General features: G+C 70.9%; 13 protein-coding genes. 9 read left to right on the forward strand and 4 right to left on the reverse strand.

Annotated features, from left to right (window positions below):
- Positions 1-80 precede the first annotated feature (80 nt).
- The 3 genes from ACFY2X_RS08070 (at position 81) to ACFY2X_RS08080 (ending at position 3,244) form a co-directional block, all read left to right on the forward strand.
- The gene (locus tag ACFY2X_RS08070; protein ID WP_389934100.1) at positions 81-914 is read left to right on the forward strand and encodes a hypothetical protein; all 834 of its coding nucleotides are present in this window, start codon (positions 81-83) and stop codon (positions 912-914) included.
- Between the two features lie 216 nt (positions 915-1,130).
- A complete protein-coding gene (locus ACFY2X_RS08075) occupies positions 1,131-2,672 on the forward strand; it encodes an alkaline phosphatase D family protein (RefSeq protein ID WP_389934103.1) in 1,542 nt (513 codons plus the stop codon).
- Positions 2,673-2,713: 41 nt separating this feature from the next.
- The gene (locus ACFY2X_RS08080) at positions 2,714-3,244 is read left to right on the forward strand and encodes a hypothetical protein (protein WP_389934105.1); all 531 of its coding nucleotides are present in this window, start codon (positions 2,714-2,716) and stop codon (positions 3,242-3,244) included.
- Here ACFY2X_RS08080 and ACFY2X_RS08085 read toward each other — a convergent pair.
- Complete coding sequence (locus ACFY2X_RS08085) at positions 3,219-4,634, reverse strand: FG-GAP repeat protein (RefSeq protein WP_389934107.1); 1,416 nt, start codon at positions 4,632-4,634, stop codon at positions 3,219-3,221. The two genes, ACFY2X_RS08080 and ACFY2X_RS08085, sit on opposite strands and share 26 nt — an antisense overlap.
- Before the next feature lie 305 nt (positions 4,635-4,939).
- Between ACFY2X_RS08085 and ACFY2X_RS08090 the strand changes: the two genes are divergently transcribed.
- Complete coding sequence (locus tag ACFY2X_RS08090; RefSeq protein WP_389934110.1) at positions 4,940-5,512, forward strand: putative glycolipid-binding domain-containing protein; 573 nt, start codon at positions 4,940-4,942, stop codon at positions 5,510-5,512.
- A gap of 61 nt (positions 5,513-5,573) precedes the next feature.
- Here the strand turns inward: ACFY2X_RS08090 and ACFY2X_RS08095 are convergent, their stop codons facing one another.
- Entirely contained in the window at positions 5,574-7,001 is a 1,428-nt protein-coding gene (locus ACFY2X_RS08095) for an MFS transporter (protein WP_389934112.1), read from the reverse strand.
- 117 nt (positions 7,002-7,118) lie between these two features.
- Here ACFY2X_RS08095 and ACFY2X_RS08100 point away from each other — a divergent pair, with 117 nt between their 5' ends.
- The 5 genes from ACFY2X_RS08100 to ACFY2X_RS08120 all read left to right on the forward strand — a co-directional run bounded on the left by ACFY2X_RS08100 (position 7,119) and on the right by ACFY2X_RS08120 (position 12,606).
- Positions 7,119-8,093: an STM4015 family protein gene (locus tag ACFY2X_RS08100; RefSeq protein ID WP_389934115.1), complete on the forward strand. Its 975-nt coding sequence runs from the start codon at positions 7,119-7,121 to the stop codon at positions 8,091-8,093.
- Positions 8,090-9,217, forward strand: coding sequence for an STM4014 family protein (locus tag ACFY2X_RS08105; RefSeq protein ID WP_389934118.1), 1,128 nt, complete (start codon positions 8,090-8,092; stop codon positions 9,215-9,217). The genes ACFY2X_RS08100 and ACFY2X_RS08105 overlap by 4 nt, the downstream gene beginning before the upstream one ends.
- A 94-nt stretch (positions 9,218-9,311) precedes the next feature.
- Positions 9,312-10,118 (forward strand): STM4013/SEN3800 family hydrolase, encoded by an 807-nt coding sequence (locus ACFY2X_RS08110; protein WP_389934121.1) that lies wholly within the window; start codon positions 9,312-9,314, stop codon positions 10,116-10,118.
- Complete coding sequence (locus ACFY2X_RS08115) at positions 10,109-11,560, forward strand: STM4012 family radical SAM protein (RefSeq protein ID WP_389934124.1); 1,452 nt, start codon at positions 10,109-10,111, stop codon at positions 11,558-11,560. Before ACFY2X_RS08110 ends, ACFY2X_RS08115 begins: the two co-directional genes overlap by 10 nt.
- 77 nt (positions 11,561-11,637) lie before the next feature.
- A complete protein-coding gene (locus ACFY2X_RS08120; RefSeq protein WP_389934785.1) occupies positions 11,638-12,606 on the forward strand; it encodes an STM4011 family radical SAM protein in 969 nt (322 codons plus the stop codon).
- Here ACFY2X_RS08120 and ACFY2X_RS08125 read toward each other — a convergent pair.
- Together ACFY2X_RS08125 and ACFY2X_RS08130 are read right to left on the reverse strand one after the other, a co-directional pair.
- The gene (locus tag ACFY2X_RS08125) at positions 12,563-13,594 is read right to left on the reverse strand and encodes a DUF6745 domain-containing protein (RefSeq protein WP_389934127.1); all 1,032 of its coding nucleotides are present in this window, start codon (positions 13,592-13,594) and stop codon (positions 12,563-12,565) included. The two genes, ACFY2X_RS08120 and ACFY2X_RS08125, sit on opposite strands and share 44 nt — an antisense overlap.
- 118 nt (positions 13,595-13,712) lie before the next feature.
- Complete coding sequence (locus ACFY2X_RS08130) at positions 13,713-14,039, reverse strand: hypothetical protein (protein WP_389934130.1); 327 nt, start codon at positions 14,037-14,039, stop codon at positions 13,713-13,715.
- Between the last annotated feature and the right edge of the window lie 58 nt (positions 14,040-14,097).

Consider the following 14,097-nt stretch of genomic DNA (forward strand, 5'->3'; position numbering starts at 1 on the left):
TGGTCTTGTGGTGCTCCGTCGCTTCCGACACAGTGACCCGGGGGCGAATCGTCGATATTCGTGAGCAGAAGGCGGGGCGCGTGGACAAGATCGTCGGTGTGCACGGGATAGGCAAGTACCACTACTACCGCGACGCCGGAAACTCCGTCGCCGGCGCCGCCGCCGCGGTGCGCGACAAGTGGGACCGCTACCTGCACCAGGGCCTGACCGGCGGCAAGCCGTACGCCAAGGAGCGCTACATCGCCGACATCGCCTACTACGCCCACCTGCTGGGTGAGCACAAGGACGACTCCCCCCGCGCGCTGCAGAGCATGGACGCCGGAACCCAGGAGGTCTTCGTCGCCTGGGCCAGGCAGTTCGACTCGGTGGGGGAGGGGCTGACCGGCGCGCTGCACAAGATGACCGGCTGGCTGCTGAACCACCTGCAGGCCAAGGCGGCCGACTTCGCCAAGCTCTTCTGCCCGGAGGTCGCCGCCTACATGATCGCCGGAGGGAAGGCCAGGGAGGCCGTGCGGGCGGCGGTGGCCGAGGTGATCAGGCGTAACCAGCCGAAGGTGGTGATCGCGCACTCGCTCGGCAGCGTGGTGACCTACGAGACGCTCTGGGCGAATCCCGACCTGGAGGTGGATCTGCTGATCACACTCGGCAGCCCGCTCGGCATGCGCAACGTCATCTTCGAGCGCCTGTCTCCCGCCCCGGTCAACGGCCGGGGCGCGCGGCCTCGGCAGGTCAGGCGCTGGGTCAACATCGCCGACAAGGACGACATCGCGGCGATCCCTCCCGGCCTGCGGGCCTGCTTCACCGGGGTCGACCAGGAGGCGCTGGTCAATCTGGACTGGCTCGACTTCCACACCGTGGAGAAGTATCTGGGCTGCGGCGCGCTCAACGAGCACCTGAAGCCGTACCTGGGCTGACTTCGCGAAAGGCCGGTGGTGGAGCGGAGAGCGACGGCGGGGCGGGGCCGGTGGCAGGCGGTCGCCGGCGCGAGGGGAACACTTCGCCCCGATGTCGCCTGCCGGCCGGGCGGCGTTCAATTACGGTGGGTAATGCGCTTGCTTGTGCAACGGCTGTTCACCTTGCCTTGATTCGCAGGCCACGACGGGGACAGCTGGAAGCGTTGCACTGACAATGTGGAGCAAAAGCCGTCACGTAGAGTGTTCCTGTCCGTCGCCGCCGCGGGTGCGGGCGGCCTGTTGCTCACCGGAGCCGGTCAGGCTCCGGCCAGAATCCTCGCCCGCGATCCGTTCACCCTGGGGATCGCCTCCGGCGATCCGTCGAAGGACGGGTTCGTGCTGTGGACGAGACTCGCCCTCGACCCGCTGGGTCCCGACGGGCGGGGTGGGATGCCCGCCAGGGATGTGGACGTCGAATGGCAGCTCGCCACCGACGAGCGGTTCGCGAAGGTGGTGCGCAGCGGTGTCGAAAGCGCCCGGTGGAAGCAGGCGCACAGCGTCCACGTCGAACTGGAGGGGCTGCAGCCCGGCCGGGAGTACTTCTACCGGTTCCGCGCCGACGGCCACCTGTCCCCGGTCGGCCGCACCCGCACCGCCCCGGAGGCCCTGTCCCCGCTGACCTTCGCCGTGGCCGCCTGCGCTCACTACGAGCACGGCTACTACACGGCGTACAGGAGGCTGGCCCAGCAGGATCCCGACCTGGTGGTTCATCTGGGGGACTACATGTACGAGTACGCGCCCCAGGGATACACCGCGCTCGGCGGGAGCGTCCGCCGGCACACCACGGGCAAGTGCGCCACGCTGGCCGACTACCGCATGCGGCACGCGCAGTACAAGAGCGACGCCGACCTGCAGGCCGCGCACGCGGTCGCGCCCTGGCTGGTCGCCTTCGACGACCACGAGATCGAGAACAACTGGGCGGGCGACGTCTCCAGCACCGACCTCCCGGATTTCGCCCGGCGCAGGGCCAACGCCTTCCAGGCCTACTACGAGAACATGCCGCTGCGCCGCGCGAGCCTGCCCGGCGGGGCGTCGATGCGGATCCACCGGCGGGTGGACTGGGGGCCGCTGGCCCGCTTCCACCTGCTCGACACCCGGCAGTTCCGTGACGACCAGGCATGCGAGGACGGGCTCAGGTCCGGCTGTGACGACCGGCTCGCGTCCCGGCGCACCCTGCTGGGGGAGGACCAGCGACGCTGGCTGCTGGACGGGCTGGCCGCGTCGGACGCCCGGTGGAACCTGGTCGGACAGCAGATCCTGATGGCCCAGCGCGACTCCAAGATCGGTCCGGGCACCGAGGTCAACATGGACTCCTGGGACGGTTACGCGGCCGAGCGCACCCGGCTGCTGACCGGTTTCCGGGACTCCGGCGCGGCCAACCCGGTCGTGCTGACCGGTGACGCGCACATGCACCACGCGGCCGACCTCAAGCTCGACTTCGACGACCCCGACTCGCCCAGGGTGGCGGTGGAGCTGGTCACCTCCTCGATCGCCAGTGACGGGGACGGTTACCGGGACAAGGGCAGGGTCGCGGAAACTCTCGCGGAGAATCCGCATATTTCCTACCTCGACCAGCGGCGTGGATACATCGTCTGCCGCCTCACTCCCGAAGAGCTGCAGGCCGATTTCCGCACGCTGGACTACATCAGCCGCCGGGGCGCTCCCGCAAAGACCGGTGCCCGCTTCACTATTCCGGCGGGAGAATCCTCGCTTATCTAAATGCAAAGGAATTATGATCGATTTGCGGGATAATGTGGCATATGAGTCACCCCGCAAAGAGGCTCACCGCCGCGGCGCTCGCCGCGGCGCTGGGCGGCACCCTCCTCTTCCAGAGCCCTGCCACGTCCGCGGCCACCGTCGCCGCATCCTCCACCACCGCTTCCGCCTCCGGCGCGGCCGCCAGCAGTTTCCGCTACGAGGTTTACTTCCAGAAGTACGTCCGCAGAGGCGGATATCTCACCTACACCGTCAAGGTGCACAACAAGAATGTCCGCGGCCAGCACTATGTGGCACTGGTCGGCGATTTCTCCCGCCACTTCCGCAAGATCAAGGTGATCGACAAGCCGCGCAGCGTCACCTGCTCCATCCACCGGCCGGCCCTGGCCTGCTGGATCTCGTCGCTGGACAAGGGCGACGCGACGACCGTCAAGATCCGTGCATGGGTGGGCTCACGCCGCGGCACCGCCACGGCCAAGTTCGGCGCCGTGGTCACCGACAACCCGGACGCCGACCTCGACGAGCTGGCGGACGAGATCGACGGCCACATCACGGCGAAGTCGAAGGTGCTGTGAACGCGTAACCGAACAGGGAACTCCCGGCGGCGGCGGCGAAGGTCTTCCCCGTCGCCGGGCGCACGCCCGGATACGAGCCCTTCCGCGCGCCGCCGCGCAGCAGGGTGAGCCTGCCGTCCCCCGGGGCGGCGACGACCAGGCCCCGGCCCGGAATCGTGGCCAGGGCGGCACCGAAGTCGCCGCCCCTGCCGGTGATCAGCGCGTTGTTCTCCCCGGTCAGACCGCCGGAGCGGGTGCCGGGGAGCACCTGGACGGCGTTCTCGCCCGGCACGCCCACCACCAGCTCGTCGTCCCCGTCGCCGTTGAGGTCCCCGGCGGCCAGGGCCGCGCCGAACCGGTCGAAGTAGCGGGGCTCGCCCTTGAGCGACCGCTGCGACCACGCCTCCGAGGCCGCGGTCCGCAGCCCGGAGGGCGAGCCGTAGACCACGTCCACGGTGCCGTCGCCGTAGTCCATCGCCCGCTGGTTGTCGGTCAGGCCCTCACCCGGCACTCCGATCGCCAGGTCGGCGCGGCCGTCGGCGTTGAAGTCGCCGGTGGCCAGTGCGGCGCCGAAGAAGTCCCAGGGCTCGCCGAGGCCGGCGATCCCCGGGCTGTCCTGGGTGAGCAGGGTGGCCTTCCTGCGCCGGAGGTCGAGCACGGTGACCGAACCCTGGCCGTTCCTCTCCGGGAACGAGTCGGCGGGCGCGCCCACCGCGATCTCGGCGCGGCCGTCGCCGTTGAAGTCCCCGGCCGCGAGCACGGCCCCGAACTGGTCGGTCTCCTGAGCCCGCTGCCCGACCCAGCCGGTCTTCTCCGTGATCACCTGCGGTCTGCCTCCCTTGAGGCCGTACACCCCCACACCGCCCCCGCCCAACCCGGGAATCCCGATCACCAGCTCGTCGTCACCGTCGCCGTCCAGGTCCCCGGCGGCGAGCGCGGCCCCGAACCGGTCGGAGCCTCGCCTGCGGCCCAGGTCCCCGGCTTCGATCACCTCGCCGGGACGCAGACCGCCCGCGGAGCCGTGGAACAGCTGCACGATGCCGTCGCCGTCGGTTCCGGGGCGGGAACGGTCCTCCTCGGAGACGCCCACGGCCAGGTCGGCGCAGCGGTCGCCGTCGAAGTCCCCGGCCGCCAGCGCCGAGCCGAACGCGTCCCCGGTCTCCGCCTCGCCGGGCACGCCGGGGCTGTCCTGGGTGAGCCGCCTGGGGGTGCGCATGCCGTACATGACGGTGACGGACCCCGCGCGGGCATGGCCGGCGACAGTGGTGTACGGCGCGGCGATCGCGAGATCGGCCCGGCCGTCGCCGTCGAAGTCGGAGGGGAGACCGGAGCAGGCCCTGGCGGCGGCGGCCGGAGAGGCGGGGACGAAGAGCGAGGCGAGGACGGCGGAGGCGAGGAACGCGGCTCTCATACGAGGAATGGTTTCCGGCGATTCGGACACCTGGCCCACCGGGACATGAAATCCACATGACCAGCACAGGTAGAGAACATGCCGCGATCGGCGAACGGAAACCGGCCCGGCGGCTCATGCGTTCCGGCGCGTCCGCCCGGGAGCCGACGCGGTGCGTCGGCGTAGTGGAGAACCCCGGACCGGCAGGTGCCCTTCGCGGAGAGCCGGATGCCGCCCGGGGTGTCGTGGTTCGCGGCGGTCTCCCGGGGTAGGTCGGTGCCGCCGGTCGTCTCACGACGGGGGAAGGCGGGTGGAAGGGGAGAGCGATGCGCGGGATCGTGTGGATGAAAGACGAGGGCGCCGAATACGCGGAGGTCGGCCTCGGGCCGGAGCTGACGGCCGTCGGTGTGGCGATCGGGGCGGACCCCGTGCCCTACCGGCTGGAGTACACCCTGCGGACCTACCCCGGATACGTGACCGAGCTGCTGTCGGTGCGGGCCCACGGCGTGGGCTGGTGCCGGGCGCTCGACCTGCGCCGATCCGTCGGCGGCAGCTGGTCGTGCGAGACGAAGGAGGAGGGACACCTCGAAGGGCCGCCGCCCGGGGGGAACATGAACGTCCTGAACGACGCGCTCGACTGCGACCTCGGGCTGTCGCCGCTGACGAACACGATGCCGGTGCTCCGTCATGCCCTGACCAGGTGCGAGGGGCGGATGGACTTCGTCATGGCCTGGGTCCAGGTCCCCCACCTGCACGTGATCCACCACCCCCAGCACTACACGCACCTCGGCCCCAACGTCGTGCGTTACGGAAGCGAGGGCTTCAGCGCCGACCTCGTCTTCGACGACGACGGGATCGTCACCGACTATCCGGGCCTGGCGAAGCTGATCGGCCCGTGACGCCCGCACCCACGGTCCCCGGCGGTTTTCCCGGTCCCCGGCGGCGCGGGCGGCCGGCCCCTCACTCGCTGAGCTGCGGAGCCTCCACCGGGCAGCTCATGCACGGCCGGGACTCGGCCAGGACGTTCTCACGGATGGTGAGGAAAGTGATCAGCGCGGCGACGGCCATCATCACCGCACTGATCAGCATCGTCGCGTGGAATCCGGAAGTGAAGACGGCCGGATCTTTGAAGGCGACGCCGGTCAGGCCGACCAGCGGCGGGATCGCGGCGACCGCGAGCAGCCCGCCGGTCCGGGCGACGGCGTTGTTGACGCCGCTGGCCACACCCGCATAGCGCTCCTCGGCGGTGGCCAGCACGGTCGCGGTGAGCGGCGCGACCGCCGACGACAGGCCCAGGCCGAACAGAGCCGCCGGAAGCAGCACGTCCACCAGGTAGTCCGAGCCCGGACCGATCCTGGACATCAGCAGCAGCGCGCCGGCGCAGACGAGGATGCCGGTCGTCATCGGGATCCGGGGCCCGATCCGCTTGGCCAGCTCGCCCGCCCGCGAGGACAGCAGCAGCATCAGGATCGTCACGGGGATCATCGCGGACCCGGCGAGCTTCGGGGAGAAACCCGCCGAGACCTGGAGCTGGACGACGAGCAGGAAGAACACCACGCTCATCGCGGCGTACATGACGAACGTGACGACGTTGATCGCGGTGAACACCTTCGAAGCGAAGACCCCGACGGGCACGAGCGCGTTCGGTGAACGCCTGATCTCCAGCCAGACGAACGCCACACCCAGCAGGACGCCCGCCGCGAGCGGGATCATCTGCAGGTCTATCAGGCCGTAGGTGATCCCCGCCAGCGCCAGCGCGGCCAGCACCGCCCCGAGCACGTCGAACCGCCCGGTGGCCTCGGTGTCCATGCTCTCCGGCACATGCCGTACGGCTATCGCCACCACGAGCGCGGCCAGCGGCAGGTTGATCAGGAACACCCACCGCCAGCCGACCGTCTCCACCAGCCACCCGCCGAGCAGCGGCCCGATGGCCGCCGCGACCCCGCCCAGCCCCGACCAGGCCCCGATCGCCCGGGGCCGGTCGTCGCGGGCGAAGGACGCCTGGATGATGGCCAGGGACCCGGGGGTGAGCAGCGCCCCGCCGACGCCCTGGAGTGCCCGCGCCGCGATCAGCGTCTCCACGTTGGGCGCCAGCCCGCACAGGGCCGAGGCGATCGCGAACCAGATCACGCCGATCAGAAAGACCTTGCGCCTGCCGTAGCGGTCGCCGAGCGAGCCGCCCAGCAGGATCAGACCCGCCAGGGTGAGGGTGTAGGCGTTGATCGTCCACTGCAGACCGGCCATGTCGGCCTTGAGGGCGTCACCGAGCGCGGGCAGTGCCACGTTGACGACCGTGCCGTCGAGGAGCGCCATCCCGGAGCCGAGCACGGTGGTGGCGAGTACCCAGCGGCCGGTGGCCGAGCTGAGCCGAATATGGCCATTGTCCATAAATCACATCATCGCCGACCGCTTCCTCCTATACCTGGCATGAATCCATGATTCTCGAAGTGTCGGTGATCTCTGGTAGGACGGGGTCCGTCATGTTCCGCCTGACAGGAGCCCCCCATGGACTACACCGAGTTCAACGACCACGTCGACGGTCTCTACGACGGAAAGTACGCCGGCCTGCCGATCACGAGCCTGCCCTCCGTCGAGGACGAGACCGCTGAGGCCGGGGAACTGCCCGCCGCGGGTGAGGCCGCGTGGCGGATCTCGGCGGACGTCTACGACTCGGAGGAGACCTTCGAAGAGAACTTCGCCCGCTTCCTGAAGACCGTGAACACCGCCGAGGTCAAGGCGGTCATCATCGGCGGGTGGGAGGAGGCCTACGAGGAGGACAGCTCCAAGGTCGTCGGCCTGCTCGTGGAGAACGCCGCCCGGTTCCCGGCGCTGCGCGCGCTCTTCCTCGGCGCGATGCAGTCGGAGGAGTGCGAGATCTCCTGGATCCAGCAGAGCGACATCACGCCCCTGCTGGAGGCGTTCCCGCTGCTGGAGCGGCTGGAAGTGCGCGGTGGCGACGAGCTCGTCCTGCGGCCGGTGCGGCACGGCAACCTCCGGATCCTCCGGTTCGAGACGGGCGGGCTGGCCGCCCACGTCGTCCAGGCCGTCGCCCAGAGCGAGTTCCCCGCGCTCGAATACCTCGAGATGTGGCTCGGCACCACCCAGTACGGTGGCAACGCCACCGTGGCCGACCTGACCGCGTTCCTGTCCGGTGACCGGCTGCCCGCGCTCAGGCACCTCGGCTTGCAGGACAGCGAGATCCAGGACGAGATCGCGGCGGCGGTGGCGTCGGCGCCGGTGGTGGCCCGGCTGGAGTCGCTGACGCTGTCGATGGGAGTCCTCACCGACGAGGGCGCCGAGGCGCTGCTGTCGGGCCAGCCGCTGACCCACCTCAAGCGCCTGGACCTGCACCACCACTACCTGACGGACACCATGGTCGAGCAGGTGAACAAGGCCCTCGCGGGCTCGGGCGTCGAGGTCGACCTGTCCGACCAGCAGAACCTCGACGACGAGTGGCGCTACATCGCCGTGGCCGAATGACCGCGATGGCGGTCGTCGGCACCCCGGGCGAGCGGCGGGTCGTCATGTTCGCCGAGGCCTGCGTCCGGTACGGCCTGCGCGAGCCCGAGACCGTTCCGTGGGCCTCCGTGCTCCGAGGCGAGGACATCCGCCTGGAGCCGGGAACCCTCGTCCGGATCGAGTCACCCGGACCGGACGCCGAGGCCGACGCGCTGCTGCGCGGTCCGGGCGAGCCGTCCAGGGTCGGCGGCGGCGCCGCATGGCACGCCGCCCTCACCGCCGGGATGGCACGGATCCGCCAAGCCGTCGAGCGGACGCCCGGGGCCGTGCTGCTCGCCGACGTCGACGAGATCGCGGTGATGTTCGACAAGCGGCTGTGCCACGCGAGGCTGTCGGCGGCCGGAGTGCCGGTACCGCCCGCGCTGCCCAGCCCGGTCGGTGGCTACGCCGAGCTGCGCGAGCTGATGGACGAGGCCGGTTGGGGCCGGGTGTTCGTCAAACCCGCCCACGGTTCGTCGGCCTCCGGGGTCATCGCCCTGCAGGCCTCCGGAGACCGGGTCAAGGCGGTGACGTCGGCGGAGCTGACCGCCGACGGGCTGCACAACTCCCTGCGGGTGTACTCCTACGAGACCGAGGCCGAGGTGGCGGAGATCGTCGACCGGCTGGCCGGGGACGGGCTCCACGTGGAGCGATGGTTCCCCAAGGCGGACATCGGCGGGCGGACGATCGACCTGCGGGTGGTCGTCGTCGACGGCGCCCCGACCCACGCCGTGGTCCGCGCGAGCCGTGCCCCCATGACGAACCTGCACCTCGGCGGTGAGCGCGGCGATCTCGACGCGGTCAGGGCCAGGCTCGGCCCGCAGGGCTGGGAGCGGGTCCTCGACGTCTGCGTCCGGGCGGCGGCGTGCTTCCCCGGGAGCCTGTCCGCCGGGGTGGATCTGATGATCGGCGTCAACTGGCGGAGCGTCGCGGTGGCCGAGGTCAACGCCTTCGGGGACCTGCTGCCCCGGCTGACGGGCCTGCCGGGCAGCGGCGCCGAAGGTCTCGACACCTATGCCGCCCAGGTCAAGGCCATCCTCGCGCGCCGTACGGCGGCGCCGGACACCACCGCACACCGCCCCGCCGTACCGGCGCCAGTGAAGTGAAGGCACCGGTGGGTGAGTGTGCAACGGGCGGGAGGTCGGCAGTGAGTGTGCGATGTGGGCGGGAGCCGGGTGCGAGGCGGGTGTCATGCGGGACATGAATGAGATCGTGGGGAGTCACGATCTGCTGCTGGTGACGCTCGACACGCTCCGCTACGACGTGGCAGACGAGTTGATCGGCGCCGGGCGGCTGCCCAATCTGGCAAGGGCGTTGCCGGGCGGGCGCTGGGAGCGGAGGCACAGCCCCGGGAGCTTCACCTACGCCGCGCATGCCGCGATCTTCGCGGGGTTCCTGCCGACTCCGGCGGCCCCCGGGCCCCACCCGCGACTGTTCGCGGCGGCGTTTCCCGGCAGCGAGACGACGACCGGCGGCACGTGGGTGTTCGACGCGCCCGACCTGCCCGCCGGGCTGGCCAAGGCGGGCTACCACACCATCTGCGTCGGGGGGGTGGGGTTCTTCAACAAGCTCACCCCGATCGGATCCGCGCTGCCGGGGCTGTTCGCCGAAAGTCACTGGGACCCGGTGTTCGGGGTGACCTCGCCGACGTCGTTCGAGGCACAGATCGAGTGCGCCGAGCAGGCGGTGGCGAGGGCCGACGGGCCGGTGTTCCTGTTCGTCAACGTGTCGGCGCTGCACCAGCCCAACTGGTTCCACCTGCCCGGGGCCACCCGCGAGCACGGCGACAGCCGGGAGAGTCACGCCGCCGCGCTGGAGTACGTGGACCGGCACATCGGCAGGCTGTTCGCCCTGATGAGCGCCCGGCGACCGGGGTTCGCGATCATCTGTTCCGATCATGGAACCGCCTACGGCGAAGAGGGATATACCGGGCACCGGATCGGCCACGAGGTCGTCTGGACCGTGCCCTACGGAGAGTTCACGATGGAGCGGGGACAATGGCGGTGACTTCAGGTTCCGGCCGGGAACGGACGCGCGTGCCGGAGAAGGCGGATCTCGGCCTTGAGGCCACCCCGGCACGACCGGCCTCCGGCGGCTCGACCGGCGCGGCGCCGTACCAGGGGCTCGACGCCGGACCGTACCAGGGGTATGTGTACGCCTACCCGCACAAGACGGCGTACCGGCCGCTGGATCCGCGCCCGTCGCTGAGTGAGGTGTGGGCGTCCGAACCGCTCGGCAGCCTCTTCCTCTACCTGCACATCCCGTTCTGCGAGATGCGCTGCGGGTTCTGCAACCTGTTCACCCGGACCGGCGCCCCCGAGGAGCTCGTCGCCGCCTACCTGGACGCGCTGGAGCGCCAGGCGCATGCCGTACGGGACGCCCTGGACGGACCCAGGTTCGTGACCGCGGCCGTCGGCGGTGGCACACCGACCTACCTGAGCGCGGCCGAACTCACCCGGATGTTCGACCTCGCCGAGCGGATCATGGGCGTCGACCTGCGGGCCGTGCCGCTGTCGGTGGAGACCTCACCGGCGACCGCGACGGCCGACCGGCTCGCCGTCCTGGCCGAGCGGGGCACGACCCGGATCTCGATCGGCGTGCAGAGCTTCATCGACGCCGAGGCCCGTGCCGCGGTCCGGCCGCAGAAACGGCAGGAGGTCGAGGCGGCGCTCGGCCGGATCAGGGAGGCCGGGTTCGAGGCGCTCAACATCGACCTGATCTACGGGATCGACGGGCAGGACGAGCGGTCCTGGCGTTACTCGCTGGACGCGGCGCTCGACTGGAAACCCGAGGAGATCTACCTCTACCCGCTGTACGTCCGCCCGCTCACCGGCCTCGGCCGCCGCGCGCGCGACTGGGACGACCACCGGCTCGGCCTCTACCGGCAGGGACGCGATCACCTGCTCGCCGCGGGATACGAGCAGGTGTCGATGCGGATGTTCCGGCTGCCGGGATCCGCCCGCGTGACCGGCCTGCCGGGATCCGCCGGCACGACCGAATACTGCTGCCAGAGCGACGGCATGGTCGGCCTCGGCTGCGGGGCCCGCTCCTACACCTCCGGCCTCCACTACTCCTACGAGTACGCGGTGGGCGCCCGCCAGGTACGCGCGATCATCGACGACTACGTACGGCTCGCACCCGAGGAGTTCGCGGTCGCCAACGTGGGGTTCCGGCTGGATGAGGACGAGCGCCGCCGCCGCCATCTGATCCAGTCGCTGCTCCAGGCGGAGGGGATGGACCCGGACGCCTACCGTGAGCGCTTCGGCACCGAGGCGACGGCCGATTTCGGCGAGGAGCTCGACCGCCTGGCCGGTCGGGGATGGCTGGAGCAGGCCCGTCCGGGCCGGCTCCGGCTCACCGCCGAGGGGTTGGCGCACTCCGACGCCATCGGCCCGGCGCTGTTCTCCGGCCGGGTCCGCGAGCTGATGGCGGGACACGAAGACCGATGAGCAGATCTGAACCGCCGGCTGATGGCGGGATACGAAGACCGATGAGCACATCTGAGAACGGCGGGGCGCGAGAACAGATGAACACGCCCGAAAGGGGCCGTGACCTGCCCGTCCTTCCGGTTCTCCCGGCGGGAGGCCACGACCCCGGTCACCTGACGATCCTCTACCGGGGCCCGTTGTCGAGCTGCGACTACGACTGCCCCTACTGCCCGTTCGCCAAGCGCCGCGACAACCCCGGGCAGCTCCGCCAGGACAGGGCGGCGCTGGAGCGGTTCACCGGGTGGGTGGCGGGACGGGACCACCCGGTCTCGGTGCTGTTCACCCCGTGGGGCGAGGGGCTCGTGCGATCGTGGTACCGGCGGGCGATGGTCGAGCTCAGCCACCTCCCGCACGTCCGGCGGGTCGCCATCCAGACCAACTTCAGCTGCCGTCCCGACTGGCTGGACGAGGCCGATCTCGAGAAGCTCGCGCTCTGGGTGACCTATCACCCCGGCCAGGTCGCCTATGAGCGATTCCTGGCCAGGTGCGGTGACCTGGCCGGGCGCGGCGTCCGCTTCAGCGTCGGCGTCGTCGGGCTGCCCGAGCACCTCGGCCTCGCCCGGCGGCTCCGGGCCGACCTGCCCGCCGAGGTGTATCTGTGGGTGAACGCCGCCGAGGGCCACCTCTACACCGACGCCGAGGCGGCCGGTTGGGCGGAGATCGACCCGCTCTTCCACTACAGCCGCACCCCGCACCGCAGTGCCGGGCAGCCCTGCCGTACGGGCGACACCGTGATCTCGGTGGACGGCGAGGGCACCGTACGGCGCTGCCACTTCGTCCCGGCCGTTCTCGGCAACCTCTACGACGGCACCTTCAGCCCGCGGGCCAGGTCCTGCCCGGCGGCCCTGTGCGACTGCCACATCGGATACGTCCATCTGGAACCCACCGGCCTCTACGACGTCTTCGCCGGGGGGATCCTGGAGCGCATCCCCGCATGGACCGGCTCGGGTGGCCCGCCGGGTCTCAGGTCTCCTGGGCCGGGTGGTAGTCGGCCTCGGACAGGTTGAAGGTCCAGGCCACGCCCTCACGGGCGGTGGAGGTGGACGGGGGCACCCGCAGCCAGTATTTACGGAAGGTGCCGTCGGGCTCCGCGGTGGAGTTGACCACCTCGACCATCACCACCGGCTCGTCGTCCGGAAGGTCGATCCGCCAGAGAATGCCTGTCTCGTCCTGGTGCACCGGGGTCGCACCGGACTCGGCGAGATAGCGGTCGTAACCGAAGTGCTCCAGCATGACCCGGCGCAGCTCCGCGTTCTCCTCCTTGCGGATGCGCTGCGGGGTCAGCGCCGCCATGGAGGTGGCGAAGTCGGCGGGGACCGGCATGCCGCCCCAGGCGTGTACGGCGAAGCCGTCGGGGAACAGCAGCGCCGGGCCGTCGGCGCGGTGCAGGCGCGACAGCTCGTCGCGGTGCAGCTCCGCGGGGCGCTCGCACACGATGACCGCCCGTTCGAACGGCCACCACCAGCCCGCCGACCGGGCCACCCTGACCAGCCCCTCCACCTCCGGCCGGCCCAGCGCGTCGAACAGCGACAGCCACGGCGCGTCCTGCTGGCCCAGCACGGCGTCCAGGGTCGAGGTGCGCAGCACGGCCGCGGCCGTCTCCGACTCCTCCGTCGCGGCGATGCCCCGGCGGATCTGGATGATCAGCCCGTTCACCGGGTCCCAGAGCCGCTCCCCGGTCAGTGACCAGGCCAGCGGCCAGGTCGTGGCGCCGAGCGAAGCGTGCACGTCGGCCCTGGCCCGCTCCCACGGCCTGGTCCGCACCGCGTCGCGCACCGGCCTGCCGGCGTCCAGCGTGGCGACGGCCCTCGCGCCCGCGGCGGGGGAGTCGACCCAGATGATCTTCTCGGGCTCGGCCAGCCCGGCGATCCGGTAGGCCAGCCGTACGCCCGCCTCGGCTTCGGGGCGGTCGGCGGGGCCGGACTGGAAGGCCACCTCCTCCCAGCGGAGAGCGGCGGCGGTCAAAACATCGGCCAGTTCGGTGGTGACGGTCATGTTTGAGTTCCTCAGGTGAACGAGCCGCTCGCTCCGGCGACTCCCGGGAGAAGGGACGGCCGGACGAGAGGACGGGAAAGGTCGGGGCGCCCGCGGGGGAGAGCCGGTCGGGAAGGGATCAGTCGGCGACGACGCGGAAGGCGCCCGGGACGTATTCGCGCTGGCGCTGCACGTGGTACCAGCCCTTGGGCAGTGAGATCGCGGCGTGCTCCTCGTGGACCACCCGGCCCCCGGAGGGAAGGTGGAGGTAGTCGGGGTCCATCGGGCGCAGGCTGCGGACGAGGACACCGGGGCCGACCACGGCGTGGGCGTGGCCGGTGGCCTCGCCCAGTGCCAGCAGCAGGCGGCCGTGGGCGTCACGCGGCACGGACGGCGAGGCCTGGATCGTGGCGGGCACGGTCTCGTCGGGAACGGGCACGATCAGGATGTCGCCCTGGCGGTACATGGCACTGGCTCCTTGAGTCGGGATGATCGGAAACTATCCACCCCCACCGACATTTCCC

This window comes from Streptosporangium sp. NPDC000396, from assembly GCF_042898655.1.
In the GTDB taxonomy this organism is placed as follows: Bacteria; Actinomycetota; Actinomycetes; order Streptosporangiales; family Streptosporangiaceae; genus Streptosporangium.

Coding starts and splice junctions, on each gene's coding strand:
- ACFY2X_RS08080 (WP_389934105.1), top strand. CDS start 2,714: ATGAGTCACCCCGCAAAGAGGCTCACCGCCGCGGCGCTCGCCGCGGCG.
- ACFY2X_RS08085 (WP_389934107.1), bottom strand. CDS start 4,634: ATGAGAGCCGCGTTCCTCGCCTCCGCCGTCCTCGCCTCGCTCTTCGTC.
- ACFY2X_RS08090 (WP_389934110.1), top strand. CDS start 4,940: ATGCGCGGGATCGTGTGGATGAAAGACGAGGGCGCCGAATACGCGGAG.
- ACFY2X_RS08095 (WP_389934112.1), bottom strand. CDS start 7,001: ATGGACAATGGCCATATTCGGCTCAGCTCGGCCACCGGCCGCTGGGTA.
- ACFY2X_RS08100 (WP_389934115.1), top strand. CDS start 7,119: ATGGACTACACCGAGTTCAACGACCACGTCGACGGTCTCTACGACGGA.
- ACFY2X_RS08105 (WP_389934118.1), top strand. CDS start 8,090: ATGACCGCGATGGCGGTCGTCGGCACCCCGGGCGAGCGGCGGGTCGTC.
- ACFY2X_RS08110 (WP_389934121.1), top strand. CDS start 9,312: ATGAATGAGATCGTGGGGAGTCACGATCTGCTGCTGGTGACGCTCGAC.
- ACFY2X_RS08115 (WP_389934124.1), top strand. CDS start 10,109: ATGGCGGTGACTTCAGGTTCCGGCCGGGAACGGACGCGCGTGCCGGAG.
- ACFY2X_RS08120 (WP_389934785.1), top strand. CDS start 11,638: ATGAACACGCCCGAAAGGGGCCGTGACCTGCCCGTCCTTCCGGTTCTC.
- ACFY2X_RS08125 (WP_389934127.1), bottom strand. CDS start 13,594: ATGACCGTCACCACCGAACTGGCCGATGTTTTGACCGCCGCCGCTCTC.
- ACFY2X_RS08130 (WP_389934130.1), bottom strand. CDS start 14,039: ATGTACCGCCAGGGCGACATCCTGATCGTGCCCGTTCCCGACGAGACC.